26 protein-coding genes are annotated in these 25,345 nt (G+C 63.3%); 13 read left to right on the top strand and 13 right to left on the bottom strand.

Translation table 11 applies throughout. The features are described 5' to 3' along the window. Together MAXJ12_RS38540 and MAXJ12_RS11645 are read left to right on the top strand one after the other, a co-directional pair. On the top strand, positions 1-211 hold a 211-nt coding region (locus MAXJ12_RS38540; RefSeq protein ID WP_210160941.1), incomplete at its 5' end, for a hypothetical protein. A gap of 162 nt (positions 212-373) precedes the next feature. Continuing rightward, the gene (locus MAXJ12_RS11645) at positions 374-1,357 is read left to right on the top strand and encodes an NAD-dependent epimerase/dehydratase family protein (RefSeq protein ID WP_008836059.1); all 984 of its coding nucleotides are present in this window, start codon (positions 374-376) and stop codon (positions 1,355-1,357) included. Positions 1,358-1,412: 55 nt separating this feature from the next. Here MAXJ12_RS11645 and MAXJ12_RS11640 read toward each other — a convergent pair whose 3' ends face one another. The 6 genes from MAXJ12_RS11640 to MAXJ12_RS11615 all read right to left on the bottom strand — a co-directional run bounded on the left by MAXJ12_RS11640 (position 1,413) and on the right by MAXJ12_RS11615 (position 7,026). After that, on the bottom strand, positions 1,413-1,736 hold the full coding sequence (locus tag MAXJ12_RS11640) for a YnfA family protein (protein WP_008836058.1): 324 nt from the start codon (positions 1,734-1,736) through the stop codon (positions 1,413-1,415). Between the two features lie 60 nt (positions 1,737-1,796). Then, positions 1,797-3,083, bottom strand: coding sequence for an SAM-dependent methyltransferase (locus MAXJ12_RS11635; RefSeq protein ID WP_040585924.1), 1,287 nt, complete (start codon positions 3,081-3,083; stop codon positions 1,797-1,799). A gap of 121 nt (positions 3,084-3,204) precedes the next feature. After that, a complete protein-coding gene (rplI, locus tag MAXJ12_RS11630; RefSeq protein WP_008836056.1) occupies positions 3,205-3,780 on the bottom strand; it encodes a 50S ribosomal protein L9 in 576 nt (191 codons plus the stop codon). A 218-nt stretch (positions 3,781-3,998) separates the two neighbouring features. Beyond that, positions 3,999-4,247: a 30S ribosomal protein S18 gene (gene rpsR / locus MAXJ12_RS11625; protein WP_006203718.1), complete on the bottom strand. Its 249-nt coding sequence runs from the start codon at positions 4,245-4,247 to the stop codon at positions 3,999-4,001. Next, the gene (gene rpsF / locus MAXJ12_RS11620) at positions 4,247-4,723 is read right to left on the bottom strand and encodes a 30S ribosomal protein S6 (protein ID WP_008836055.1); all 477 of its coding nucleotides are present in this window, start codon (positions 4,721-4,723) and stop codon (positions 4,247-4,249) included. Before rpsF ends, rpsR begins: the two co-directional genes overlap by 1 nt. 368 nt (positions 4,724-5,091) lie before the next feature. Next, a complete protein-coding gene (locus MAXJ12_RS11615; RefSeq protein ID WP_420492373.1) occupies positions 5,092-7,026 on the bottom strand; it encodes an LTA synthase family protein in 1,935 nt (644 codons plus the stop codon). A gap of 217 nt (positions 7,027-7,243) precedes the next feature. On the opposite strand from MAXJ12_RS11615, the gene fabD reads away from it, so the two are divergent. The 7 genes from fabD to gmk all read left to right on the top strand — a co-directional run bounded on the left by fabD (position 7,244) and on the right by gmk (position 13,663). Beyond that, positions 7,244-8,185 carry an ACP S-malonyltransferase gene (fabD, locus tag MAXJ12_RS11610; protein WP_008836053.1) on the top strand — a complete coding sequence of 314 codons (942 nt, stop codon included), beginning with the start codon at positions 7,244-7,246 and terminating at the stop codon, positions 8,183-8,185. Positions 8,186-8,248: 63 nt separating this feature from the next. Beyond that, complete coding sequence (gene fabG, locus MAXJ12_RS11605) at positions 8,249-8,986, top strand: 3-oxoacyl-[acyl-carrier-protein] reductase (RefSeq protein WP_008836052.1); 738 nt, start codon at positions 8,249-8,251, stop codon at positions 8,984-8,986. 215 nt (positions 8,987-9,201) lie between these two features. Next, positions 9,202-9,438 carry an acyl carrier protein gene (locus MAXJ12_RS11600; RefSeq protein WP_008836051.1) on the top strand — a complete coding sequence of 79 codons (237 nt, stop codon included), beginning with the start codon at positions 9,202-9,204 and terminating at the stop codon, positions 9,436-9,438. 34 nt (positions 9,439-9,472) lie between these two features. Further along, positions 9,473-10,735 (top strand): beta-ketoacyl-ACP synthase II, encoded by a 1,263-nt coding sequence (gene fabF / locus MAXJ12_RS11595; protein ID WP_040585919.1) that lies wholly within the window; start codon positions 9,473-9,475, stop codon positions 10,733-10,735. Between the two features lie 99 nt (positions 10,736-10,834). Next, positions 10,835-12,016, top strand: a complete 1,182-nt coding sequence (gene mltG, locus MAXJ12_RS11590; protein ID WP_008836049.1) for an endolytic transglycosylase MltG — start codon at positions 10,835-10,837, stop codon at positions 12,014-12,016. Positions 12,017-12,109: 93 nt separating this feature from the next. Then, on the top strand, positions 12,110-13,000 hold the full coding sequence (locus MAXJ12_RS11585; protein WP_008836048.1) for a YicC/YloC family endoribonuclease: 891 nt from the start codon (positions 12,110-12,112) through the stop codon (positions 12,998-13,000). Between the two features lie 6 nt (positions 13,001-13,006). After that, positions 13,007-13,663 (top strand): guanylate kinase, encoded by a 657-nt coding sequence (gmk, locus tag MAXJ12_RS11580; protein WP_008836047.1) that lies wholly within the window; start codon positions 13,007-13,009, stop codon positions 13,661-13,663. 11 nt (positions 13,664-13,674) lie between these two features. Here the strand turns inward: gmk and MAXJ12_RS11575 are convergent, their stop codons facing one another. The 7 genes from MAXJ12_RS11575 to lptF form a co-directional block, all read right to left on the bottom strand. Next, positions 13,675-14,016, bottom strand: coding sequence for an ASCH domain-containing protein (locus MAXJ12_RS11575; RefSeq protein ID WP_008836046.1), 342 nt, complete (start codon positions 14,014-14,016; stop codon positions 13,675-13,677). A gap of 8 nt (positions 14,017-14,024) precedes the next feature. Continuing rightward, on the bottom strand, positions 14,025-14,852 hold the full coding sequence (gene rsmA / locus MAXJ12_RS11570; RefSeq protein WP_008836045.1) for a 16S rRNA (adenine(1518)-N(6)/adenine(1519)-N(6))-dimethyltransferase RsmA: 828 nt from the start codon (positions 14,850-14,852) through the stop codon (positions 14,025-14,027). Next, positions 14,849-15,865, bottom strand: a complete 1,017-nt coding sequence (gene pdxA / locus MAXJ12_RS11565; RefSeq protein WP_008836044.1) for a 4-hydroxythreonine-4-phosphate dehydrogenase PdxA — start codon at positions 15,863-15,865, stop codon at positions 14,849-14,851. Before pdxA ends, rsmA begins: the two co-directional genes overlap by 4 nt. A gap of 5 nt (positions 15,866-15,870) precedes the next feature. Further along, positions 15,871-16,809, bottom strand: a complete 939-nt coding sequence (locus MAXJ12_RS38805; RefSeq protein WP_008836043.1) for a peptidylprolyl isomerase — start codon at positions 16,807-16,809, stop codon at positions 15,871-15,873. Between the two features lie 92 nt (positions 16,810-16,901). Next, on the bottom strand, positions 16,902-19,259 hold the full coding sequence (locus MAXJ12_RS11555) for an LPS-assembly protein LptD (protein ID WP_139043868.1): 2,358 nt from the start codon (positions 19,257-19,259) through the stop codon (positions 16,902-16,904). A gap of 99 nt (positions 19,260-19,358) precedes the next feature. Beyond that, entirely contained in the window at positions 19,359-20,447 is a 1,089-nt protein-coding gene (gene lptG / locus MAXJ12_RS11550; protein WP_008836041.1) for an LPS export ABC transporter permease LptG, read from the bottom strand. Beyond that, positions 20,444-21,646, bottom strand: a complete 1,203-nt coding sequence (lptF, locus tag MAXJ12_RS11545; RefSeq protein WP_008836040.1) for an LPS export ABC transporter permease LptF — start codon at positions 21,644-21,646, stop codon at positions 20,444-20,446. The genes lptG and lptF overlap by 4 nt, the downstream gene beginning before the upstream one ends. Before the next feature lie 337 nt (positions 21,647-21,983). Between lptF and MAXJ12_RS11540 the strand changes: the two genes are divergently transcribed. The 4 genes from MAXJ12_RS11540 to MAXJ12_RS11525 form a co-directional block, all read left to right on the top strand. After that, a complete protein-coding gene (locus MAXJ12_RS11540) occupies positions 21,984-23,483 on the top strand; it encodes a leucyl aminopeptidase (protein ID WP_008836038.1) in 1,500 nt (499 codons plus the stop codon). 21 nt (positions 23,484-23,504) lie between these two features. Then, entirely contained in the window at positions 23,505-23,954 is a 450-nt protein-coding gene (locus MAXJ12_RS11535; RefSeq protein WP_008836037.1) for a DNA polymerase III subunit chi, read from the top strand. Between the two features lie 28 nt (positions 23,955-23,982). Then, positions 23,983-24,597, top strand: coding sequence for a hypothetical protein (locus MAXJ12_RS11530; protein WP_008836036.1), 615 nt, complete (start codon positions 23,983-23,985; stop codon positions 24,595-24,597). 10 nt (positions 24,598-24,607) lie between these two features. Beyond that, positions 24,608-25,345 (top strand): 23S rRNA (adenine(2030)-N(6))-methyltransferase RlmJ (locus MAXJ12_RS11525; protein WP_008836035.1); only part of this gene is annotated, 738 nt, incomplete at its 3' end.

Here is a 25,345-nt window from a genome sequence, read left to right as displayed (position 1 = left end):
CCTCGATGTTGTTCGGCGCCTCGCGATAAAGCGGTTGCTCCGCCACGCCGAACTTGCGCGCTGCCTCTGCCATTTCTGTCCCCGGTCCTGTCCTTGCGTCTTGGGTTATCAGAAGCTGCGGCCGGCGAACGAACAAAAGCTCGGTTTTCCCGCTTGTGCCCGCGATCCACAGGAGTTGGGAAATGCCTTCAGCCGTCAGATTCCCGGTTGACGCGAATCAAGTGGCAAGCATAGCGCGCGAATTAAGAACAAAACAAGAAAATGCGGCGCGCTCCAATCTGACAGAGAGGAGCCTGCATTCGGGAATTCATCGGACGGCACTTCCTTGTTAGGTTCAGCGCGATTCCGATCGAGAGCAAAAGAGCGAGGCGGCATGAGAGTTCTGGTTACGGGAAGCGCCGGTCATCTCGGCGAGGCGCTGGTCCGCGCCTTGAGGGACTTGCGATTTGACGTCGTCGGTCTCGACATCTCGGCATCGCCTTTCACGACCGAGATCGGCTCGATAGCCGACCGTTCCTGCGTGGAGCGTTGCATAGACGGCGTGCAGGCGGTGTTTCATGCGGCCACCCTGCACAAGCCGCATGTCGCCACCCATAGCCGGCAGGATTTTGTCGACACCAACATTTCGGGCACGCTCAATCTTTTGGAAGAGGCGGCAAAAGCGGGCGTCAAATCATTCGTCTATACGAGCACGACCAGCGTCTTCGGCGACGCGCTCGTGCCGCCGGCCGGCGCTCCGGCCGCCTGGGTGACCGAGGAGGTCAATCCGCAGCCCAAGAACATCTACGGTGTCACCAAGGCGGCGGCCGAGGACCTTTGCCAATTGTTCAGCAGAAACAACGGGCTCGCCTGCATCGTGCTCAGGACCTCGCGCTTCTTCCCAGAGGAGGATGACAGCAGGGAAGTGCGGGAGACCTATTCGGACGAGAATTTGAAGGCGAACGAGTATCTCTATCGCCGCGTCGATATCGAGGATGTGGTGAGCGCGCACGTGCTTGCTGCGGAACAAGCGCCGGCGATCGGGTTTCGCAAATACATAATCAGCGCGACCACGCCCTTCCTGCCCGAGGACCTTGCCGACCTGCGCGCCGACGCGCCGCGCGTGGTGGGAAAGCGCGTTCCCGGCTACGAGGCGGAATACCGGCAGCGGGGCTGGAAGATGTTTCCGAGCATCGAGCGGGTCTATGTGAACGAGCGCGCGCGAACCGAACTCGGCTGGCGGCCGCGACATGATTTCGGGTCGATCGTCGAACGCCTGGGCAAAGGCGGCGAGGTCGCAAGCCCTCTGGCCCGGACAATCGGCTCGAAAGGGTACCACGCCGAAAGCTTCGCCGAGGGACCCTATCCGGTGGGCTGAAAGCCGGCTCCCATAGATTAATCAGGAAGAGCGTTCGCCCCACGTGGATTGGGATCTACGCCGTCCGCGGCGCAAACAGAATGATCGAGGCGCCGATTACGCAGATCGCGGCGCCAAGGAGATCCCAGCGGTCGGGCCTCACGCCTTCAACCAGCCATAACCATGACAGAGACGCGGCAATGTAGATGCCGCCATAGGCGGCGTAGGCACGGCCGGCAGCCGGCACGTCCGCCAGTGTGAGCAGCCATGCAAACAGTACCAGCGACGCCACGCCGGGCAGAAGCCAGACAGCTGGCTTGTCCAGCCGCAGCCACGCCCAGAAGGCGAAACAGCCGGCGATTTCCGCAATTGCCGCGGCGACGAAAATCGGAATGCTCATGCTCAGCCCCCTCGGCTGTCCCTTTTTCGGGGGAAAAGCCCGAAAGGCAAGGGGGGCCTGCTATTCGCCCGGTTCGGCAATCCGCCGGGAGCGCGATTTCCGAGCGGCGGGCTTGCGGTGCGCCTCTTCGTGGATGGTCAGCGCCTTCTCGCATTTGCCGATATAGTCGCGAGTGATCGGCAGCGTATCGTTGCGGCGCGTGAGCTGGATCTGGAAGACCATCAGATCCTGCCAGCGGAACGAGGCTTCCGAGCCGGCGAGGTAGAATTCCCACATGCGGCAGAAGCGCTCGTCATAGATCTCCTTGGCGCGGTCGCGATTGGCGAGAAAGCGCTCGCGCCAGTGCTTCAGGGTCTCGGCATAGTGCAGGCGCAGGATCTCGACGTCGGCGAGCATGAGCCCGGAGTTCTCGATCGCTGGCAGCACTTCGGAAAGCGCCGGGATGTAGCCGCCCGGGAAAATGTGCTTGCGAATGAAGGCGTTGGTGGCCCAGGGCGGGCCGTTGCGGCCGATCGAATGCAGGAGCATGACGCCGTCGGGTTTGAGCAGCGAAGCGCATTTGTTGAAGAACGTGGCGTAGTGGTTGACGCCGACATGCTCGAACATGCCGACCGAGACGATGCGGTCGAAGCGTTCGGTGAGTTCGCGATAGTCCCTGAGCTCGAAATGAACGTGGTTTTCCAAATCTTCGGCTTGAGCGCGCTCGGTGGCGACTGCGTGCTGTTCGGTGGAAAGCGTGACGCCGAGCACTTCCGCCTCGAAGCTGCGCGCCAGATAGAGGCCGAGCCCACCCCAGCCGGAACCGATGTCGAGCACGGTCTGGCCGGGCTTCATTCCGAGCTTGGCGGCGATGTGGCGCTTCTTAGCCATCTGCGCCTCTTCCAGCGTCATGCCGGGGCGCTCGAAATAGGCGCAGGAATACTGCATGTCCTCGTCGAGGAAGAGCCGGTAGAAATCACCCGAGAGGTCGTAATGGCGCTGGACGTTGCGCCGCGCGCGGGTGGCCGTGTTGACCTGCTGGAAACGGCGGAACGCATGGCGCAGGCCTTCGACGGCCTTGGTCCACGAGGCTTCGATGCCGCCCGGTTCCATATTCTGATAGACGATACGCAGGAGGCCGAGCATATCGCCCTCGGCGACTTCCAGCTCGCCTTCCATGAAGGCTTCGCCCAGCGCCAGCATGGGATCGAAGGTGATGGCGCGTTCGGCGTGGTTTGTCTTGATTACGACATGGACGGGATCGCCGCTGCCGTCGCCGAAAAAATGGCTGGTTCCGTCTGGACCGGTGACGGTGAGATTTCCCGTCCTTACCAGCCGTTCGACAACGCGCTGCAGCAGTTTGTTCATCGCAAAATCCCGATCATCGCGAAGCGAAATCAAGCCCATGCGGTCCCCAATAGATTCCAAATAGCAAAAAAAAGCCCGGACACAAGGTCCGGGCTTTTGGTCCAGCATTATGCGAACAGGTTCAGGCTTCTTCGCCTTCCTCCGCATTCGGATCGAAGAAATTGTCCGGCCGCGCATTGTCATTGATGTCTTCGCCGTAGATCGCCTCGGCAGTGGTCAACGTCTCGCCCTTGGCCTGGCGCTCGGCTTCGTCGGCCGTGCGGGCGATGTTGAGCGTGATCGTGACCTCGACCTCGGGATGCAGCGCGATAGCCACATTGGTGAGGCCGATCGTCTTGATCGGCTGGTTGAGCTCGACCTGGTTGCGGCCGACGGTGAAGCCTTCAGCGGTGACGATCTCGGAGATGTCGCGGGTCGAGACCGAACCGTAGAGCTGGCCGGTTTCGCCGGCCGAGCGCACGACGATGAAGCTCTTGCCGTCGAGCTGATCGGCGATCTGCTGGGCTTCCGACTTGCGCTCGAGGTTGCGCGTCTCGAGCTGGGCGCGCTGGCCTTCGAACTTCTGCTTGTTGGCTTCGTTGGCGCGCAGCGCCTTGCCCTGCGGCAGCAGGAAATTGCGGGCGAAGCCGTCCTTGACCTTGACGGTGTCGCCCATCTGGCCGAGGCGGGAAATGCGTTCTAGAAGAATGACTTCCATTGTCTTGTCCTTTCAGAGCCTGAAGCGGCTGATGATAAAAGACGAGGTCAGGAAGCAAGATGGCGGCGTCCGCCTGTGTCGCTGTCCTGCCTGTCGCGGCAGTTAGGGTTCAGAACCTGGAGAACCCAACCCGGGATTTGACGTCGCCCCGATAACCGCGCCCGTCGCGGAAGGGGAATGGCAGCGGGCGGCCAAACCGCCCGCGGCCGAAGAGAGATTTACCTGACGACGTAAGGCAGGAGGCCGAGGAAACGGGCGCGCTTGATCGCCTTGGCGAGTTCGCGCTGCTTCTTCTGGCTGACCGCCGTGATGCGCGACGGCACGATCTTGCCGCGCTCGGAGATGTAGCGCTGCAGGAGACGCACGTCCTTGTAGTCGATCTTCGGGGCGTTGGCGCCGGAGAACGGGCAGGTCTTGCGGCGGCGATGGAACGGACGCCGGGTCGGGATCTGGTTGATGTCGACCATTATTCTGCACCTCCTTCAACGGCTTCGCGCGGACGGCGCGGGCCACGATCGCCACCATCGCGGTCGCCGAACGAGCGCGAGCCGCGATCACGGTCGCCAAACGAGCGCGGGCCACGATCGCGGTCGCCGAAGCTGCCGCGGTCGGAACGCTCTTCGCGCTTCTGCATCATCGCCGATGCGCCTTCCTCATGCTTGTCGACCTTAATGGTCAGGAAGCGTAGCACGTCCTCGGAGAGGCCCATCTGGCGTTCCATCTCGTTGAGGGCGGCCGGAGGACAGTCGAGGTCCATCAGCGTGTAATAAGCCTTCCGGTTCTTCTTGACCCGGTAGGTGAGGGACTTCAGTCCCCAGTTCTCGACCCTGCCGATCGACCCGCCAAGCGAGGAGACGACGTCCCTGTAATGTTCCACAAGGGCGTCGACCTGCTGCTGCGAGAGGTCCTGCCGGGCAAGAAACACATGTTCGTATAGAGCCATTGTTCTTTGCCTTTCTTCGTTTCCCTGTCCGGTTCCCGGCGGCTAAAGCCTCTGCAACTTCTCTTGGACCCTTCGAGGACCTTGCGGTCTCCTCAGGGGAAGAAAGGAGCATGACGAGACGGTCGAGAGCGGAGACACGGGAGGCGGAAGCACTTTTGCTTCACACGGCGGCTTTCCCTGAAGAAAACCTCCGGCCCTCCGTTCAGCCCCCAGCTGGGACCGGCAGATTGCGCGGGTCTATACAGCATTCCAGCCGGAAGACAAGGCTTGCAGGAACCCCTGCGGCAAAAGCGCCATCGGGGAGCAATGCTGGACAGTATGACAATGCTGTCTGGGTGTCTTCGCCAAGTCCAAAAAAACGGGCGTATTCAACTCGTCCCGGGGCGCTCTTTCTTTACCGTCTCGGGGAAAAACGCCTTCGCGCCGTGGCGCTTGCCGAACATCATGTCGAATTGCAGCAGGCGGAAATCGCGGATCGCCGGGTCGATCTTCTTGGCGCGCCCCCAGTCCGGCGTCGTCATCCCCCGCGGTGTCACGAGCACGTTGCGGTCTACGACGCTAAAGCGCTGGCGCATATCGCCGAGGAAGCCGGTGTAATAGGGATGGCTGATGCCGGCCGTCTCCAGAACATGCAGCGGCAGGAAGGCGGGGCTGATCGAGCCGAGATGGCCGACCGGACCCTTGCGGTTCGACCAGATCACCAGCGGCGTCTCGTGCTGCGCGCGCAATTTGGCCAGCGGCGCCTTGCGCTCGGCGACCGGCTTTTTCATGAAACCGGTCTCGACGAAGACAGGGCCGAGCGGCGGCAGATGGTCGCCGAAGAAGGCGATGACGGTCGGGCGCTCGCGCTTTTCAGCCCATTCGATCAGCCGGGCCAGGCCCCGGTCGGCATCGGCGGCTCCTTCGGCGAAGGTCAGGATCGAACCCTTGGCCCGGGCGCTCGCGGAAGTCTCGACCGTGTGCGTCGTGCTGGAATAGCGGTTCGGCTCATAGGGGCCGTGGCTTTGCAGTGTCACGGCAAAGAAGAAGAACGGCTCGGCGGTTGCTTCAGCCTCGCGGATAATCTCCTCCGTGAGCGCTGCGTCCGAGGCAAGCGGCCCGCGCTTTTCCAGCGGCGGCAGGTTTTCTTCCGACATGAAGCGGTCGAAACCGAACGCCTCATAGACAGGCGTGCGGTTCCAGAACCAGCCTTCGAACGGGTGGATCGCGTGGGTGGCATAGCCCTGGGTCTTGAGGAAGGTCGCGAGCGAAGGCAGCGGCTCGCGGACATATTGCTGATAGGGGATGCTGCCATAGGGCAGGAAGGCGTTCGAAAAGCCGGTCAGCGCCTCGAACTCGACATTGGCGGTCATGCCGCCGAATTCCGGCGAAAACACATGGCCGGACTGGATCGTGCGGACATTGGCGATGGGGTCGGGCGTGATCGTGACGCCCGGAAGCCGGGCCGGATCCCAGAAGGATTCGCTCATCACGACGATGATGTCGGGGCGCTCCGGCGGAACCGAGGGGGCGGCGTCGACAGGCTTGCGGATCGCCTCTATCGCCTCCTTCGAATAGCCCTCCGGCGCATTCACCTTGGCCATCGGCACGTTGAGCGCAAAGGCGATGGCAAAGCCGTTGGAGGCGTAATTCTCCTTCTGGTCCCACATCATCGGGATGATCTGCAGCCGGTCGCGCGCCCAGGAGAATGTCGCGTAGTCCATGATCGAGCCGAAGAACAGAAGCGCGGGGAGGGCTACCGCAAGCCGGGCCGCGCGGGCTCTTAACGGCAGAGCCGGAAATCGCCGCCGCCAGAAGCGCCAAAGCGCAACCAGAAGCGCGATGCCCGCCACCAGCGAAACGCCGAGCACGATGGCCAGAACCGGACGCTCGCGCACCAGGAGGGGCGCCAGTTCGATAATCTGGCGCGCATAGAGGAAATCAGTCGGATAGAGCGGATCGCCGAGATACTGCGACTTCTGATGGCCGACAAAGGCAAGAAGCAGAACGGCGGGCGCAACCACCAGCAGCGCAAGATAGGCGCGGCCGAGCAGCGCGTCGAAGAACAGGATGAGCAGCGCAAACAGGATGACCGTGGTCCAGCCGGGACGGAAAGGCTGCTGAAAAAAGAGCAGCGTTTCTGCGAGCGAGCCGCGCACGATCAGTTCGACCGAAAACACGAGAATGGTCGACACCAACAGCGTCAGCCCAATCGATCCGGCAAGGCGCAGCAGATGCCTGCGGCGCCTATCCGCTTTGACCGTACGACCTGCCTCAAATCCCTCGGGCGCCACCGGCCCGGGGCCTGCAACGATTTTTCCCAACTTTAAAATCCTCAACCGGTAATAAAAACGTCATGCAACTGTCATCGTTCCGTCACAGAAGCTAGAGCCTGTGGCGAAATTGAGAAGGGCGGCCCCGCGCGGGCGGTCAAAAAAGCGGGGGCTGGCTGCATTTTCAGCGTGAAGCCAGCGCGGGCTTGACTCGCCGACCCGCCTCGCGCCACACGGCACCGGGATAAAAACTGCGGAGCGAGAGATCATGGCCGTCGCATTCACCTTTCCGGGGCAGGGCAGCCAGGCCGTCGGCATGGGCAAGGACCTGGCCGACGCGTTTCCCGAGGCGCGGCGGGTCTTCGACGAGGTCGATGACGCGCTTGGCCAGAAGCTTTCGAAGATCATCTGGGAAGGGCCGGAAGAGACGCTGACGCTGACAGCCAACGCGCAGCCGGCGTTGATGGCGGTATCGCTCGCAGCGGTGCGGGCGCTGGAGGCGCGAGGTTTCTCGCTGAAGGATAAGGTTTCTTACGTCGCCGGCCATTCGCTCGGCGAGTATTCCGCCCTAGCCGCCGCCGGCATGTTCTCCATCGCCGATACGGCGAGGCTCCTGCGCATTCGCGGCAATGCCATGCAGGCCGCGGTTCCGGTCGGCGAGGGCGCGATGGCCGCGATCATCGGGCTGGAGCAGGGCGACGTCGAGGCCGCCTGCGCCGAGGCCGCGAAGGGCTCGGTGTGCCAGGTCGCCAACGACAATGGCGGAGGCCAGTTGGTGATCTCCGGCGCCAAGACGGCGGTGGCGTTGGCGGCGAGGCTCTGCACGGAAAAAGGCGCCAAGCGGGCGCTGATGCTCCAGGTCTCCGCGCCGTTCCATTCGGCGCTGATGGCGCCTGCCGCCGAGACGATGCGCGAGGCGCTGGCCGGCGTGAAGAAGAATGCGCCGGTAGTGCCCGTCGTGGCGAATGTTACTGCGACGTCGCTGAGTGATCCGGACGAAATCGTCGCGCGTCTAGTCGAGCAGGTGACCGGCCGCGTTCGCTGGCGCGAGACAGTGGAGTGGTTCGCGGCAAACGGCGTGACGACGCTTTACGAAGTGGGCTCGGGAAAGGTGCTGTCGGGACTGGCGCGGCGCATCAACAAGGAGGTTGCGACGGTCGCGGTCAACACGCCAGCCGATGTTGAGGCGGCGATGGCGGCGCTTGGGTGAACGGTTAAGCTGGACCACTCCCTTGCCAAGGGAGCGCTTCATCAATTGGAACGGGAGTCAAAAATGTTCGATCTGACCGGCCGCAAGGCGCTCGTCACCGGAGCAAGCGGTGGTATCGGCGAGGCCGTGGCGCGGGCGCTGCATGCGCAGGGCGCGACCGTCGGCCTGCATGGCACGCGCGTCGAAAAGCTCGAGGCGCTGGCCGCTGAGCTCGGCGGGCGGACAAAGCTGTTCCCGGCGAATCTTTCGAATCGCGACGAGGTCAAGGCGCTGGGCGCAAAGGCCGAAGCCGATCTCGAAGGCGTCGACATACTGGTCAACAATGCCGGCATCACCAAGGACGGGCTCTTTGTCCGCATGTCGGACGCGGATTGGGACGCGGTGCTGGAGGTGAACCTGACCGCCGTGTTCCGGCTCACCCGCGAATTGACCCATCCGATGATGCGCCGCCGCAACGGCCGGATCATCAACATCACTTCCGTGGTCGGCGTTACCGGCAATCCCGGCCAGGCGAACTACTGCGCCTCAAAGGCGGGTATGGTCGGCATGTCGAAGTCGCTGGCGCAGGAGATCGCGACACGCGGCGTGACGGTGAACTGCGTGGCGCCGGGCTTTATCGAATCGGCCATGACCGACAAGCTGAACGACAAGCAGAAGGAAGCGATCATGGCCGCCATTCCGGCCAAGCGCATGGGCACCGGCGCGGAGGTCGCCTCGGCTGTGGTTTACCTGGCCTCGAACGAGGCCGCCTACATCACCGGGCAGACCGTCCATGTGAATGGCGGCATGGCTATGATCTGACCGGCTGTCCGAACAGCCTCTTGCCTGAGAGCGGGATAAAGAGGTTTTCGCCTTGGACGTGCGCGTTTTTTCGTGTAATGCCGCCCTCAACCCGGCGGTTCGCACCAGTTCGCGCCGCGGGCGGTTGCGTTCCTGCAGGAAACATCTTTCAGCTTGATTAGCGGCATTCCGCCCGCTAACGAAGACCAGACAAACACATAGACGAGGATGCCCAAATGAGTGACACCGCAGAGCGCGTCAAAAAGATCGTTGTCGAACACCTCGGCGTCGAAGCCGAAAAGGTGACGGAAGCGGCGAGCTTCATCGACGACCTCGGCGCCGACAGCCTTGATACGGTCGAACTCGTGATGGCCTTCGAGGAAGAATTCGGCGTCGAGATCCCGGACGATGCGGCCGAGACGATCCTGACCGTCGGCGACGCCGTCAAGTACATCGACAAGGCATCGGCCTGACGCTTTCGCGAACGGTCGGTTCGGGAATTCCGCAATGAGACGTGTAGTCGTAACCGGCATGGGCCTGCTCTCGCCGTTCGGCGTGGGCGTCGAGCACGGCTGGCGTGAGTTGCTCACCGGCCGCAGTGCCGCCAAGCGGATCACCGAATTCGAGGTCGAGGATCTCCCCTGTAAGGTCGCGCATGTCATTCCGCGCGGCGACGGCAGCGAGGGAAGCTTCAACCCTGAGGCGTATCTCGAGCCGAAGGAACTCAGGAAGATCGGTGACTTCATCCTCTATGGGATCGCGGCCGCCGACGAGGCGCTGAAGGATTCCGGCTGGGAGCCGCAAACGGAAGAAGATCGCTGCGCCACAGGCGTCATGATCGGCTCCGGCATCGGCGGCATCGACGGCATCGCCGACAACGCTCTGGTGCTCAAGGAGCGTGGTCCGCGCCGCATCAGCCCGTTCTTCATCCCCGGCAACATCATCAATCTCGTATCGGGCCAGGTGTCGATCCGGCACGGGCTCAAGGGCCCCAACCACGCGGTGGTGACTGCCTGCTCTACCGGCGCGCACGCGATCGGCGATGCTGCCCGGCTGATCATCTTCGGCGATGCCGACGTCATGCTCGCCGGTGGCGCGGAATCGCCGGTCACGCGACTGTCCCTGGCGGGTTTCGCCGCCTGCAAGGCGCTATCGACCGACCGCAACGACGCTCCCGAGACCGCCTCGCGCCCCTATGACCGCGACCGCGACGGCTTCGTCATGGGCGAGGGCGCCGGCGTTGTGGTGCTCGAGGAACTGGAACACGCCAAGGCGCGGGGCGCGAAGATCTACGCCGAGGTGACCGGCTACGGCCTGACAGGCGACGCCTATCACATCACCGCTCCGGCGGCCGACGGCGACGGCGCGTTCCGCTGCATGAGCGCTGCGCTCAAGCGCGCCGCATTGGCGCCGGCCGATGTCGACTACATCAACGCCCATGGCACCTCGACCATGGCCGACACGATCGAGCTCGGCGCAGTCGAGCGGCTTGTTGGCAATGCGGCCTCGAAGGTCTCCATGTCGTCGACCAAATCGTCGATCGGTCATCTGCTCGGGGCCGCCGGCGCCGCCGAGGCGATCTTCTCGGTTCTTGCCATTCGCGACAACGTCGCGCCGCCGACCATCAATCTCGACAGTCCCGAACGCGAGTCGGCGATCGATCTCGTGCCGCATAAGCCGCGCTCGCGCCAGATCGATGTCGCGCTGTCGAACTCCTTCGGCTTCGGCGGCACCAACGCATCGCTGGTTTTCCAGCGCTACAATGGCTGAGCGCCCGAACAGCGCTGCTTCGCCGCGAATTTTGCCATACTCTGGTGGTTGAGGAATGATGCGCGGCGGGGCCGGCGCATGTGGATTTGTCGAGGCGATATGAACACCAGTCCAGCGAACCCGGGGGAGTTCGGCCAGCGTACCGAAGCGCCGAAGCCGATCGTACCGAAAACCGCGAGCGAGGCCCTGAGGCCGGAAATCGGGACGCCGCCGCCGAAGCGTTCGCGCTCTTCGCGTAACCAGATCGTGGTGTTCATGAACTTCATCGTCTCGTCGGTGATGCTCCTGGTGCTGGCGGCCGGCCTTGCCGTCTATCTCGGCAAACGCGAATTCGACGGCCCGGGACCTTCGGCGACCGCGCAGACCTTCCTGGTCAAGCCCAACAGCGGCCTGATTGAAATTGCCGACCAACTCGAACGCCGCGGTCTTGTCAGCGATGCGCGCATTTTCCATCTCGGCGTTCGCGCCTATGGCAATGAAGGAGCGCTGAAGGCCGGGGAGTACGAGATCGCAGCCGGCGCCTCGATGCGCGACATCATGGAGATTCTGAAGAGCGGCAAGTCGGTGATGCAGTCACTGACCATCCCGGAAGGGCTGACGGTTATGCAGGCTTTCCGCAGGATCGCCGAGCACGAGGCGTTGACCGGCGACATGCCTTCCGAGATGCCGCCGGAGGGCATGCTGGCTACCGACACCCAGCGCTTCACGCGCGGCGCGGAACGCCAGCAGATCATCGACAAGATGCTGGCGCACCAGAAGGAACTGGTCGAGGAGATATGGGCGCGCCGCGCGCCCGATCTGCCGCTGGCCAATATCAACGAGTTCATCACGCTGGCCTCGATCGTCGAAAAGGAAACCGGCAAGGGCGACGAACGTTCGCGTGTCGCCGCGGTGTTCCTCAACCGGCTGAAGAATAAAATGCGGCTGCAGTCGGATCCGACGATCATCTACGGCCTGTTCGGCGGTTCCGGAAAGCCGGCTGACCGGCCGATCTACCAGTCCGATATCGAGAAGCCGACACCGTACAATACCTATACGATCGACGGGCTGCCGCCGACGCCGATCGCAAATCCGGGCAAGGCAGCGCTCGAAGCCGTGGCCAACCCGTCAAAGACCGACGACCTCTATTTCGTTGCCGACGGCACCGGCGGGCATGTCTTCGCCAAGACGCTGGAAGAGCACAACGAGAACGTCGCCCGCTGGCGCAAGATACGGAAGCAGCAGGCGGAGGAAGCGGCCAAGGCGGCTGCCGGCGGCGTGGAACCGGCCGCCGCGCAATAGCGTGGCAACAAAGCCTCGGTTCGTCGGGGTCGAACCGGGTAATTTGAGGCATGGTCCATTCCGGGTCATGCCGTTGGGGACGCGGGGCGCGCCATGAATCTGCAGAGCATGACCGGCTTCTCGCGTGCCGCCGCCGAACATGACGGCGCGTCGGTCGCCTGGGAGCTGAAATCGGTCAACGGCAAGACCATCGAGGCCAGGCTGCGCCTGCAGCAGGGCTTCGAAAGGCTGGAGCCACTCGTCAGGCAGTTGGTGCAGAAGCGCTTTTCGCGCGGCAACATCCAGGCGTCGCTGACCGTCGGTCGGGCCGCGGGAACGCTGGTGCAGCCCGTCATCAATGAAGCGTTCCTGAAGGATCTGGCAGGGCTGGCAAAACGTCTGGAGGAGCAGTTCGGCTTGGCGCCCGCGAGCGCCGATGGGCTTTTAGCGCTGCGCGGCGTGCTCGAAATTCCCGAAGCGACCGAAACGGAGGAGGCACGCGTTGCAATTGACGCCGCGATTCTTGCCGTGCTCGAAAAGGCGCTGGACGGGCTCGAACAGGCGCGACAGGCTGAAGGCGCGGCGCTGAAGGCCGTGCTCGGCGTCCACATCGGCACGATCGAAGTGCTGGTGCTGAGGGCCGAAGCCGACCCCTCGCGCGAGCCGGCGGCGATACGCGCCCGCATCGCCGAGCAGGTCGCGCTGCTGATGGATGCATCGGCCAATCTCGACGAGAGCCGGCTGCACCAGGAGGCGGCGTTCCTCGCCACCAAGGCCGACATACGCGAGGAGATCGACCGGCTGAAGACGCATGTAGCCTCGGCGCGGGCGCTTCTCGACGGCGGCGGCGCGGTCGGGCGCAAGCTCGATTTTCTGGCGCAGGAATTCAACCGCGAATCGAATACTCTGTGCTCGAAGTCCAATGCGGCGACAGTGACCGCCATCGGGCTGGAACTGAAGGCGGTGGTCGACCAGTTCCGCGAGCAGGTTCAGAATCTGGAATAGCAGCCAATGACAGCGGACATCGTTCCTCCAGCCATCCGCCGACGCGGCCTGATGCTGGTTCTGTCGTCGCCGTCGGGCGCCGGTAAGTCGACGATCGCTCGGAATCTTCTGGAAAACGACCACGATCTCAGCCTTTCGGTCAGCGTGACCACGCGACCGCGCCGCGCCAGCGAGATCGAGGGCGTGCATTACCACTTCGTCTCGCAGCGCGAGTTCGACCGCCAGCGCGATTCGGATGCCCTGCTGGAATGGGCCGAGGTTCATGGCAATTGCTATGCGACGCCGCGCGAGCCAGTGGAACGGGCGATGGCCGAGGGCCGCGACATGCTGTTCGACATAGATTGGCAGGGCGCTCAGCAGCTCAAAGAAAAGATGCGCGCCGACATCGTCTCGATCTTCATCCTGCCGCCTTCGATGCGCGAGTTGAAGGCGCGCCTGAAGCGCCGGGCCGAGGACCAGGAGGCGGTGATCGAGACACGGCTGACCAACGCCCGCACCGAGATCGAACACTGGAAGGAATACGACTTCATCGTCATCAACAACGATCTCGACCGCGCCTACGCCGAAGTGCGGGCGATCGTTACCGCCGAAAGGTTGCGGCGCGACCGCCGGCCGGGCCTGTTCGACTTCGTTTCGGGACTGCTGGACGAAAAGACCACATAAAGCGATCAGGTCTATGCCGGGAAGTCTGAACGCTTGAGCGTTTCAGCGGGCGTCAGATGTTCGATGATCTGTACGACGTCTTCCCACCGGATTTCCGGATAGTGCTCGCGCATTCCAGCCAGCATGACTTCCTTCGGCCATTCCGCCTGCCGCCCGACGAAAGCCGCTGCTTCCGACAGCGGAATGTCGGTGCAGTGGGTGACCCACACAATGGCAGTCTTCGTGGGTTCTCCATCGCATATGTAGCGAAGATAGCCGGGGACGATCCTGGTCTCGCGCCATCTGATGGTCGACGTCTTTTCGCCGGCCTCGATCAGCGGGAAAAGCCGTGCGACGACTCCCAGTGTCTGCATTGCGGGCCTCACACTGCGTTAGCCAGAGCCACGAACTCTTCGACGCTGAGCGTCTCGGCGCGCCGGGTTCCGTCGATGCCGGTCGCCTCGAGCAGGCGCGCGCCCTCCATCCCCTTGAGGCTCTGGCGCAGCATCTTGCGGCGCTGGCCGAAAGCAGCTTCGGTGACGCGGCCGAGCATGCGGACGTCGGCCGGCAACGGCGCCGGCCGCGGGACCAGATGGACCACGGAGGACGTGACCTTGGGCGGCGGCGTAAATGCCTGCGGCGGCACGTCGAAGGTTATCCTGGCCTCGGTGCGCCAGCCTGCGAGAACGCCGAGCCTGCCATAGGCATCGCTGCCCGGACGCGCCACGATGCGCTCGGCCACCTCGCGCTGAAACATCAGCGTCATCGATTGGTAGAAGGGCGGCCATTCGGCGACGGTGAGCCAACGCACGAGAAGCTCGGTGCCGATATTATAGGGCAGGTTGGCGACGATCTTGACCGGCCCATCGCCGGCAATGGCGGCGAAATCGGTCTTCAACGCGTCACCAGAAATGGTCTCGAGGCGACCGGGATAGTGCGCAGCAACCTCGGCCAGCGCCGCCAGGCAGCGCTCGTCGCGCTCGATGGCGATTACTCGCACAGCCCCATTCATCAGTAGCGCGCGGGTGAGACCGCCGGGACCGGGGCCGACTTCGATGACGGTCGCTTGCGAAAGGTCGCCGGCGGCGCGGGCGACCTTGCCGGTCAAATTGAGGTCGAGCAGGAAATTCTGGCCGAGCGATTTCTTCGCCTGCAATCCATGCCGTTCGATGACCTGGCGCAGCGGCGGCAGGCCGTCCGGAGACCTCATCGAGAGCGGCTTTCGTTGTCGGCGAGACGCCGTGCCAGCTTCAGCGCCGCGATCAGACTGTCGGGCCGGGCGATGCCCTTGCCGGCAATGTCGAAGGCGGTGCCGTGGTCGGGCGAGGTGCGGATGAAGGGGAGGCCGAGCGTGACATTGACGGTTTCGTCGAAGGCCAACGCCTTGGCGGGGATAAGCGCCTGGTCGTGATACATGCAGATAGCCGCGTCGTAGTTCTGGCGCGCGCGGGCATGGAACATCGTGTCGGCGGGGAGCGGCCCGAATGCTTCGATGCCTTCGTTTTGCAGTGTCTCGATCGCCGGACGGATGACCGTCTCGTCCTCCATGCCCATGGCGCCGCTCTCGCCCGCATGCGGATTGAGGCCGGAGACGGCGAGGCGCGGATTTGCGATGCCGAAACGGGTTTTTAGATCGCGCGCGGTGATCCGCGCGGTGCGGAGGATCGCTTCCGTCGTCAGAGCGCCGGGAACTTCGGCCAGGGAAATATGGATCGTTACCGGCACGGCGCGCAGATCCGGCCCGGCCAGCATCATCACCGGCGATATTTCCGCGCCGGACTTCAGGCCAGCCAGATAGGCGAGGTATTCGGTATGGCCTGGAAAGCGGAAACCGGCATCGTAGAGCGGCTTCTTGGCGATCGGGCAGGTGACGACCGCCGATGCCTCACCGGACAAGCTGTCGGTCACAGCACGGTCGATCGCTTCGACAATGCCGTCGGCATTGGCCTTGTCAGGCAGGCCCGGCGCATCGATGAAGCGCGCCGCGAGCGGCACGACGGGCAGGGCGTCGGCAAACTGCCCGGCGGCTTTTTTGGCCGTAGTCTCGATGATCGGGACATCGAGTTGAAGGCGCCGTGCGCAGGCCGCAACCGAGGCAGGATCGCTGAGGAGGTAGAATGGCGAGGTGGCGCTTTCGGCGCGCCGAAGCCATGCGGCGATAGCGATCTCGGGACCGATGCCCGAAGGGTCGCCGGCCGTCAGCGCCAGAGGCGGCCTGCTCACGGCTGCTAGCGTTCGACGATGCGGGCTCTTTTCCGCAGTTCGGCGATGTACTTCTTGTCGAGTTCGCCAGCCTGGTCGTCGGTCTTGGTTTCGGACTGGAACACCATCTTGGCGACCCGGTCGTCCGAGACTTCGCGGCTGCTGCAGATGCCGATGAATTCGACGCCGCGGTCGGTTTCCTTGACGGCGGTCGCTCCGCCGGTCTTGGTCTTCTTGATCTGGTCGGCCCATTCCGGCGGCAGCTCCGGCGCAAGCACGCGACCGAGATCGCGCACCGTCACGTCGAGCAGACCCTTGGCGAATTCACGCGAGGAGTCGCAGCCGTTGAAGCGCGCGCGCATGGCTTCGGCTTCGCGCTTGCGCTGCCCCATCTTTCCTTTTTCCGCCGCGGGCACGACGAAAATGACCTGCTGGAGCATGTATTCGGTGGCGCTGGGCTTGTTGCCGCCTTCCTGCAGCATGCGGCGCACCACATCCTGCTCGCTCATCGTGCCCCCCTGCGACTTGAACCGGGCCGAAAGCGCCTGATTCCAGCCCATCTGGGAACGAATGAAGTCCTTGAAATGCGCTTCAGTGATACCGGCCTTGTTGAGGATGTCGGACATCTGCGCCGGCGAAAGTTTGTTGGAGCCTGCGAAGCGCTTGAAGGCGGCATCGACCGCCTCGTCGGTGATCCTGATGCCGAGGCGATTGATCTCGGCGACCCGCAGTGTCTGCTCGACCATCTCGTCGGCAGCCATCTGGTTGAGATTTCCTTTGCGATTCTGCAGCTTCAGGAACGCGGCACGACGGTTGATGTCGTAGGTGGTGACCGGGACATTGTTGACGACATATTTGATCTCGCTCGCCGCCGCGGGCGAGGCGATCATCGCAACGGGAACGGAACCCGCAGCAACGGCCAGAGCAAAACTTGCCGAAAATAAATATTTCCCGATCGAAAACATGCCAGACACTCCCCGCATTCCGCTTTTGTTCTGAATGGATGTGGCCGTGATGCCCATCCTATGCGGCGAAACGATGACGCCGCGCCGTCCCGCTACTGTTCGATAATCTCGCTGGTAGCGGAACCGAAGTCGCCGAGCGTGCGGAACGATATGTTGAAGCCGATCGAATGCTCGTCGTCTTCTCTCAGTGACTCTATCCTATCGTTGTCCCGCTTGGTCGACCAGGTCATCGTGTAGGAAAAGCACTCGTCATCATAGGCAAATCCGACGGCATTCCTAACGAGCACGCCGGCTTCCAAATCGTAGGTGCCGGAACCGAAGGCGCGCCAGTTCTCGTGGACGCGGGTCGACGCCGCCAGGGTGACTTCACGCCGGTCCTCGCTGAGGCCGTAGAGCGGCTGCGCCTGGACAAAGGCGTATTGGGCGGTGAGGGAAAGCGGCGCGCTGAAGTAGCCGACTTTCGTCTCGGCGCGGCGTATCTCGAAGGTCTGCTCGTCGAAGCGCGCGGCGACCGAAGCGGACAGCCCGTTGGGCGCGATGAAGCCGGCCAGACCGACATAGTCGGACGTGTCGGTGTCGAGGCCCGAATAAGCGCCGACATTGACCAAATCTGGCGCGGCGAACGGATTGTCACCGGCGAGCCGATAGGACTGGCCGAACAGCGCGTTGGTGGTCCAGCCATTCCCGAACGAGCCGGAGTAGCGCAGGCCCAAATTGGCGCGTGAGCCGCCCTCGATGCGGTCATAGCCGGAGAACTTGTCGCGCTCGAACAGGGTCGAGGCATCGAAGACGAAGCTCTGCGCGTCCTCGTTCGGTATGCCGAGCGTCTCCTCGTAACGGGCATCCGGGCGCGCGAACACCTGCGCCATCGGCTCCAGGACATGGGTGGCGCTGGTGGTGGAGAACAGGACAGGCCAACGCAATTCGAGGCCGGCGGTCGCCATCGTGCGGTAATAGGCCGAGCGGATGTCGGCCGAGACGCCGATATCGGGATCGCCGGCCATGGCGTTGATCGCGTCTATCGATCTGTCCGACTGGTTCACATAGGTGGTATCGGCCTGGAAGGCCAGCAGCGGAGTAACCACCAGACCGCCATCGGTGATATACGAGCGCTTCCATTCGGCTTCGGCTGTGAGCCGGGTCGAGTTGCCCTCGATGCCGCGGACGAGCGGTGCACGCTCGTCGAAATCGACATCAAAAGGTGGTCTGGTGGGCGCGGATATGAAATCGCGCTTTGAGCGCAGAACGGTGCGCGAATTGATGTCGATATTGAGTTCGCCGCCGGCGAGCGGCTCGTCCGGCGTGTAGGAATAGTCGAACGACGGAAGCACCCAGGGCTGCCTTTCGGCGGCGGAGCCGGCGTCGCTGTCGAAACCACTTTCCTGCACCTGGAAATACATGCCGCGCAGATCGAAATAATTCCGGTCGTGAAGGCCAGTCAGATAGATTTCCGATGTGTGGACGTAGTCGTTGTATTTCTCGATCTCGTAGGTGCGCGAGAAATTCTTGTCGGTCTGGAAGAGCGCTTTCCATCCGAAAGCCCAGCGCGGGTTGATGTCGAAGCGCCCCTGCGTGCCGAACATGCCGCGGAACTTATTGGGATCGCCTTCGCGCCCGGAATCGACGTTGCGGCGGCCGTTCTCGTCGATGAAAGCGTCCGGGTCGTTCTGGTGGATGCCGGCGATCTTCAGGCTGTATTCGCCATTGTTGAAGCGCTGGCGCCATTCGGCCTCGCCTAGGAAGCCCTGCTTGGTGTAGCCGGTGCCGGTCAGCGTCAGGTCGTAGGTCGGCGACAGAGCAAAGTAGTAAGGTATCGATACGCCGGCGCCGAGTTCGCTCTTGTATTTGATCCCGGGGAACAGGAAGCCGCTCTTGCGCTTCACGGTCGGGTCGGCGATCTCGAATGAGGGCAGGAAGGCGAGCGGGAAACCGAAGAACTCGAATCGGGAATTCTCGAAGCGAACGGTCTTGGCCTTGCCATCCCAGATTATCTTGCGCGCCTTGATGCGCCAGATCGGCGCCCGGTCCGGCTTTTCCTCGCAGGGTTCGCAGGCGGTATAGACGCCATTGTTGAAGGTGGTGAGCCTGCCGCCCTTACGCTCGGCGCTCTCGGCCGCAAAATAGGTCTTGTCGACGGTTTCGACCCGCAGCGCGTTGACGAAACCGTCGGCGAAATCATCGGTGATGTCGATCTCGTCGGATAATATCCGGGTGCCGCTGCTATCGACGATCTCGACATTGCCGCTGGCGATCAGCCGCGAGGTCTTCCGGTCGTAGGTGACGCGCTGGGCGACGAGGCGGTTGCCGCCATAGTCGATCTGCACGCCGCCGACCGCGGTCACCGTATTGGCGTCGTTGTCGTAGACGAGCGTATCCGCCTCAAGCAGCATCTGGCTGCCTTCGGGAACGTCCGCTCCGATGTCAGGCAGTTCCTGCGCGGAGGCAGGCATAGCAGGCAAAACGCACGTCAAAACGCAGGCAAGCGCCGTCGCGCCATACAGGCGCGCCAAACGGGCCGATTTGCGGTCAGATGTCACCGCCAAACCCAACTAACCGTCCTCCTTGTAGAGCAGGAACGTCACCCCGAAAAATAATGCTACGACAACCGGCAGCCATGCCGCCACGAATGGCGGAACGAATCCCGCATTGCCAAACGCTTTTACCAATACCGAAACGACATAAAGCAGAAAGCCGGCGAGGACGCCACCCAGAATCATCGTCGCCGACTGCCCCATTCTGGCGAAGCGCATCGACACTGTGGCGGCGATCAGCGTCATGGCCACGAGAAGCGGTGGAAGCGCCAGCAAAGAGTGGAATTGCATCGCGAAAGCGTTGGCCCTGAGGCCGAAGGAGCGAGCCACTTCGATCTTGCTCGGCAGGTCGAAAAACGGGATTGTTTCGGGCCGCGCCAGCCGCTCCTGCACGAATTCGGGTTTGAGATTCGTCGCGACGCGATCCTGGGCGAGCGATTCGGCCGCGCCGCCGCCGCGAGAGCGCTTGACGTCGTTGAGTTCCCAATAGCCGTCGCGCAGATAGGCGCGCTTGGCGTCCTTGCGCTCGACGATGTCGCCGTCGGCGTCGATCTCAAAAAACACCGCGTCCGACAATTCCAGGCCCTGGTTCAGGATGGCCCGGGCGCCGATGATGGTGTCGACATTGTTGGCCTTCTGGCGGATCCACGGCGCCGAGAACGCCGAAACCTGGTTGGATTCGCCCGAACGCAATCTGGATTCGAGGATCTCGGAGCGTGAGAATCCGTGCGCCGCAATCGGGTTGAGCAGCACGACGCTTAGTATGCCGAAAAGCAGCGCGCCGATGCAGGCCGGCAGCAGGAACTGCCACGCGGAAATACCGGCGGAGCGGGCGATGACCAGTTCATATTTGCGGTTGAGTGAGATCAGCGTGGCCATAGCCGCAAACAGCGCAATGAAAGGCACTGTCTGCAGCATGATCATGGGAACGCGCAGCGCCGAAACCGTAAGCGCTGTCTGGAAGGTGAAGCCGGGCAGGCCGGAGGTACGGCTGGAAAATTCCGTGAAGTCGATAAGGAAGACCAGCGCGAGGATGCCGACGAAGAACCATGCCGTGATGGCCGAGTAGCGCACGAAGAAATAGCGGCCGAGCGTCCAGCCCATCATGCGCCTCCTGGTGAGGCCGCACGGCGGCCTGCAAGCCTCTGCCAGAGCCGCCCGAAGCGCTCGCCGGCATTGCGGCCGATGGAAGCCATCCGTTCAGCCCATGCAATGGGCAGTTCCATGGTGCGGTTGCTTCTGATGAACCAGATCGCCACGGCCGAGGCTGCGATGGGCACGGCGTAGACGAACGGCGTGAACGCCGCCGCCGACTGCGCCTGGTTGGTCACGAAGAAGCCGAGCCAGCGCACGAAAAGCGCGATCGTCACGGCGGTTATCAGCGGATTGATTCGCGCCTCGCGATGAGAGCGCGCATCACCGGCGACTGCCAGCGCGATCAGGGCGAAGACCAGCGGGTAAGTCCATTCGGTAAAGCGCCTGTGGAGTTCGGCGCGGAACGATTGCGGCTTCTGCTGGAAGATATCGTCGTTCGGGTCGGGATTCATGAGGTAGGCGATCGTCCTGTCCTTCGGATACATCGTGATCCTGTCGCCGGATGACGAAAAAGCCGAAAGATCGAAGGCATAGGAGGTGAAACGGATTACCGAAACCTCGCCTGCGGGTGTTTTCCGGTGGACGACGCCGTCGGCCATCACCAGCAGGCTCTTGTCGTCGCTTTCGACCACCGAACCCTTCTTGGCGTAGTAGACGAGGTCGATGCCTTCCTCGCGCGAATCGGCGACGAAGATGCTGCCGAGTTGACCGTCCGGCAACCGCTCGCCGACCTGCACAAAGAGGCCCTCATCGATCTTGCGGAACGTTCCCTCCTGGATGACCAGCGACAGGAGATCGGCCCTCGCCGCCGCGACCAGCTGGCGGCCGCGCTCGCGCGCATAGGGATCAACGCCGTTGTCGACCGCGAACGAGAAAGCGCTCGCCGCGAGCGCGAGGATGATGACCGGGCGGATGACCGTCGAGCGCGAACTGCCAGCCGCGGCGACGACGACCAGCTCCGAATCGGTGTTCATTACGCTCAGCGTCTGCGCCACGGCGATTATCAGGGCGAAGGGAATGACGATCGGGATGATCGACGGCAGGATCAGCGTCGCAATTTCGAAGAAGGTAAGGGCGGACTGGCCGCTGTCGGTGACGAGGTCAATGCGCGCCAGAACCTGCGTGGTCCAGACGATCGCCAGCGTCCAGAACAGCGCGGCTGCAAAAACTTCGAGCGTGCGACGCAATATGTAGCGTTCGACGACCTTCATGAGACGCGCGATTCCGTTCCGGGGGCGAATGTCCTGCCGCGGATAATCCCCGCAACCAGATACGCGCGCAAACTACCCGCCGGACAGCGGGAGCACAACCGGCTCGAATTGGTATCCGTCCCGTCTCGACTTTCCGGCATGCTCAGATTGTCCTCACTATTGGATAAGGAAGTGCCAATGCAAATGGTTACCGGGATATTAACCGGCGTTTGGCGGGCGCGCGACTGTGGCGAGCAATTGGAGCAAAAAGCTGGCGCAACGGCTTTCGCCTTGCCAAATGCCGTAAAACGACCAAATGTCGCGCACCACCACAGTCCATCCCCGAAAGCAGGAATCCATGACGTCCAGACCATCGATCAGCTTTGCGAAACCCGGCGTGCCGAAAAAGGGCAGCGTCATCGTTCTGGCGGCGGAGGGCGGCACGCTGAGCGACGCAGCGAAAGCCTGCGATCCCGGCGAGACTTTCGCGCGCGCCTTCCCGGTGGCCGATTTCAACGGCAAGTTGGCCAGCGCCGTCGAGGTGCTGGCGCCGCAAGGCACGCAGTTTGATCGCCTGGTGGCGCTCGGGGCTGGCAAGGTGGACGGTCTGGATACGCACGCCTGGCTGAAGCTTGGTGGCGCGGTAGCGGGCCAATTGCGCAAGGCGAGCGAAGTGGCGGTTGTCGCGGATCTTCCGGGCGTCGAAGTCGGTGCGTCCGCGGTGGCGAACCTCGCCGCCGGCATCCTGCTCAGGACCTATTCCTTCGACAAGTACAAGACCAAGAAGGACAATGCCGAAGGCGAGCAGCCAAAAGCGGCCAAGCCGGCCAAGATCACCATCCATTGCCCCAATCCGACAGCCGCCAAGAAGGCGTTCGCCGATGCCGAAGCGGTGGTGGACGGCGTGACGCTGGCGCGCGACCTCGTCAATGAGCCCGCCAATATGCTGGGGCCGGTGGAATTCGCTGCGCGCGCCAAGGAACTCGAGGCGCTCGGCGTGACGGTCGAAATCCTGACCGAGAAGGAGATGCGCAAGCTCGGCATGGGCGCGCTGCTCGGGGTCGCCCAGGGATCCGCGCGGCCGCCGCGGCTGGTGATAATGAGCTGGAATGGCGGCAAGGCCAAGGACAAGCCGGTCGCTTTCATCGGCAAGGGCGTGGTTTTCGATTCGGGCGGCGTCTCGATCAAGCCCGCGGCCGGCATGGAGGACATGAAGGGCGATATGGGGGGTGCGGCCGCCGTGACTGGCCTGATGCGCGCGCTGGCCACGCGCAAGGCGAAGGTCAATGCCGTCGGCATCCTCGGATGCGTGGAAAATATGCTCGACGGCAATGCGCAGCGGCCCGGCGACATCGTCACCTCTATGTCGGGCCAGACCATCGAGGTCTTAAACACCGACGCGGAAGGTCGTCTCGTGCTCGCCGACGCGCTCTGGTACTGCAACGACCGCTTCCAGCCGAAATTCATGGTCAATCTGGCGACCTTGACCGGCGCCATCATGGTGGCGCTCGGGCAGAGCCATGCCGGCCTGTTCTCCAACAATGACGAGTTGGCGGGCCGGCTGACCGCGGCCGGCCTCTCCACTCAGGAAAAGCTCTGGCGCATGCCGCTCGGGGCCGAATACGACAAGATGATCGACACCAAGAACGCAGATATGAAGAATATCGGCGGACGCTTTGCCGGCGCGATCACCGCGGCGCAGTTTCTGCAGCGCTTCGTCAAGGATACGCCATGGGCGCATCTCGACATTGCCGGCACCGCCATGGGGTCGCCTTCGAGCGAGATCAACCAGTCCTGGGGTTCCGGCTTCGGCGTGCGGCTGCTCGATCAGCTCGTCCGCGATCATTATGAAAGCTGAATGCCTTCGGCGCAGGCCTAGATGACAGAAGTACTGTTTTACCACCTGACCGAATCGACGTTGGAAGAAGCGCTACCGGGCCTGCTGGAAAAGAGCGTCCAGCGCGGCTGGCGCGCCGTCGTGCAGACCGGAACCGAGGAGCGGCGCGATGCGCTCGACGCGCATCTGTGGACGTTCCGGGACGATTCTTTCCTGGCTCACGGGACGGACCGCGAGCCGCATGCTGCCGAGCAGCCTGTGCTTCTGACGACCGAGGCGGAAAACGGCAACGACGCCGAAATCCGGTTCATCGTCGACGGTGCGACCCCGCCCGATGTCGCGACCTATGAGCGGGCGGTGTTCATGTTCGACGGGCACGATGCCGCGCAACTGGAAGCGGCCCGCGAACACTGGAAGGCAATGAAGGCGGGCGGGCACGCTGTCACCTACTGGCAGCAGACGCCGGAGCGCCGCTGGGAGCGCAAGGCGTGATGGCTGGCGCGGTTAGACGGGCTTCGTGATGCGCCTGCTGTTCCTGCTCATCTTCCTGATCGGTGCGGCGATCGGCATCGGCTATCCCTATGTGATCCTGAATTTTCCTGCGCAAGAGATCGGGACTTGGCGGGTTTACGACAGTGTCGGCGGGTTTCGACCGGTTCAGGCGACGCTGGCGGCGACCGATGCGCCTGTCCAGGTGTTGGTTGATGTTATGAGTTCGTCGATGCCTCAGGGCGCCGAAGGCGCGGCCATTCTGACCATCACCGCCGCCGCCGGTGGCCGGACGGTGCTGGCCGAGACGCTCGCGCTGGCCGGCGCGACCGTGCGTGACGACTCGCCGCAAACGCCGCAGAAGATCTACCGCATCGACGCCGGTCCGATCGACGAGATCGAGGACGGCGTTCATACCTTCACGCTCGGCCCCGGCGACGCGGAAGGGCTCGACTTGGAGTCTGTCGACCTGATCCTGCTCGCCGCCGCGGGGGCCTATGACCAGCGGGCGCAGCCGCTGGGCTTTTCGCTGATGGCGATCGGCTTCATCGGTTTCGTGCTGGCGATGCGGCGCGGAAGGCCCGAGCGAAACCCGAACTCGCAGCCGCCGAAGCCCCGATGGGGCAGGGGCGGCGAGCCGCGCTGAAGAGGGGCGGATGAACTACCGACACGCCTATCATGCCGGCAATTTCGCCGACGTGGTCAAGCACGCCGTGCTGACACGGCTGATCGAGTACCTGAAGCTCAAGGACAAGGCGTTCCGCGTTGTCGATACCCATGCGGGCGTCGGGCTCTACGATCTCTCGGCGGGGGAGGCGCAGAAAACCGGCGAATGGCGAAGCGGAATAGCGCGGCTGCTCGATGCAAGGCTCGCGCCCGAAGCGGCAGTACTGCTGGCGCCTTATCTCGACGCGGTGCGGGCGGCAAACCCCGATGGCGGGCTTTTGCGCTATCCGGGCTCGCCACTGATCGTACGCGGGCTTTTGCGCAAGCAGGACCGCCTGTCGGCGATCGAACTGCACCCGCAGGATTGCGCCGCATTGAAAACCCTGTTCGCCGACGACTATCAGGTCCGGGTGCTCGAACTCGATGGGTGGCTGGCGCTGGGTGCGCATCTGCCGCCGAAGGAAAAGCGCGGCCTGGTGCTGGTCGATCCGCCCTTCGAGCAGGAGGGCGAGTTCGGGCGTCTGGCGGAAGGGCTGCGCAAGGCGTACCGGCGCTGGCCGGGCGGCATCTATGCGCTGTGGTACCCGGTCAAGGACCGCGCCGCTGTGAGGAGGTTCCGCGAGACGCTGGCCGGCTTAGGCGTCCCGAAGATCATGGACATACGCTTCGACATCCGGCCGGCTGCCGCCGAGCCGCGCTTCGACGGGACCGGCATGATCATCGTCAAT

The sequence above is a fragment of the Mesorhizobium alhagi CCNWXJ12-2 genome (assembly GCF_000236565.1).
Classification (GTDB): domain Bacteria; phylum Pseudomonadota; class Alphaproteobacteria; order Rhizobiales; family Rhizobiaceae; genus Allomesorhizobium; species Allomesorhizobium alhagi.
This window is presented reverse-complemented; position numbering and strand designations above follow the sequence as displayed.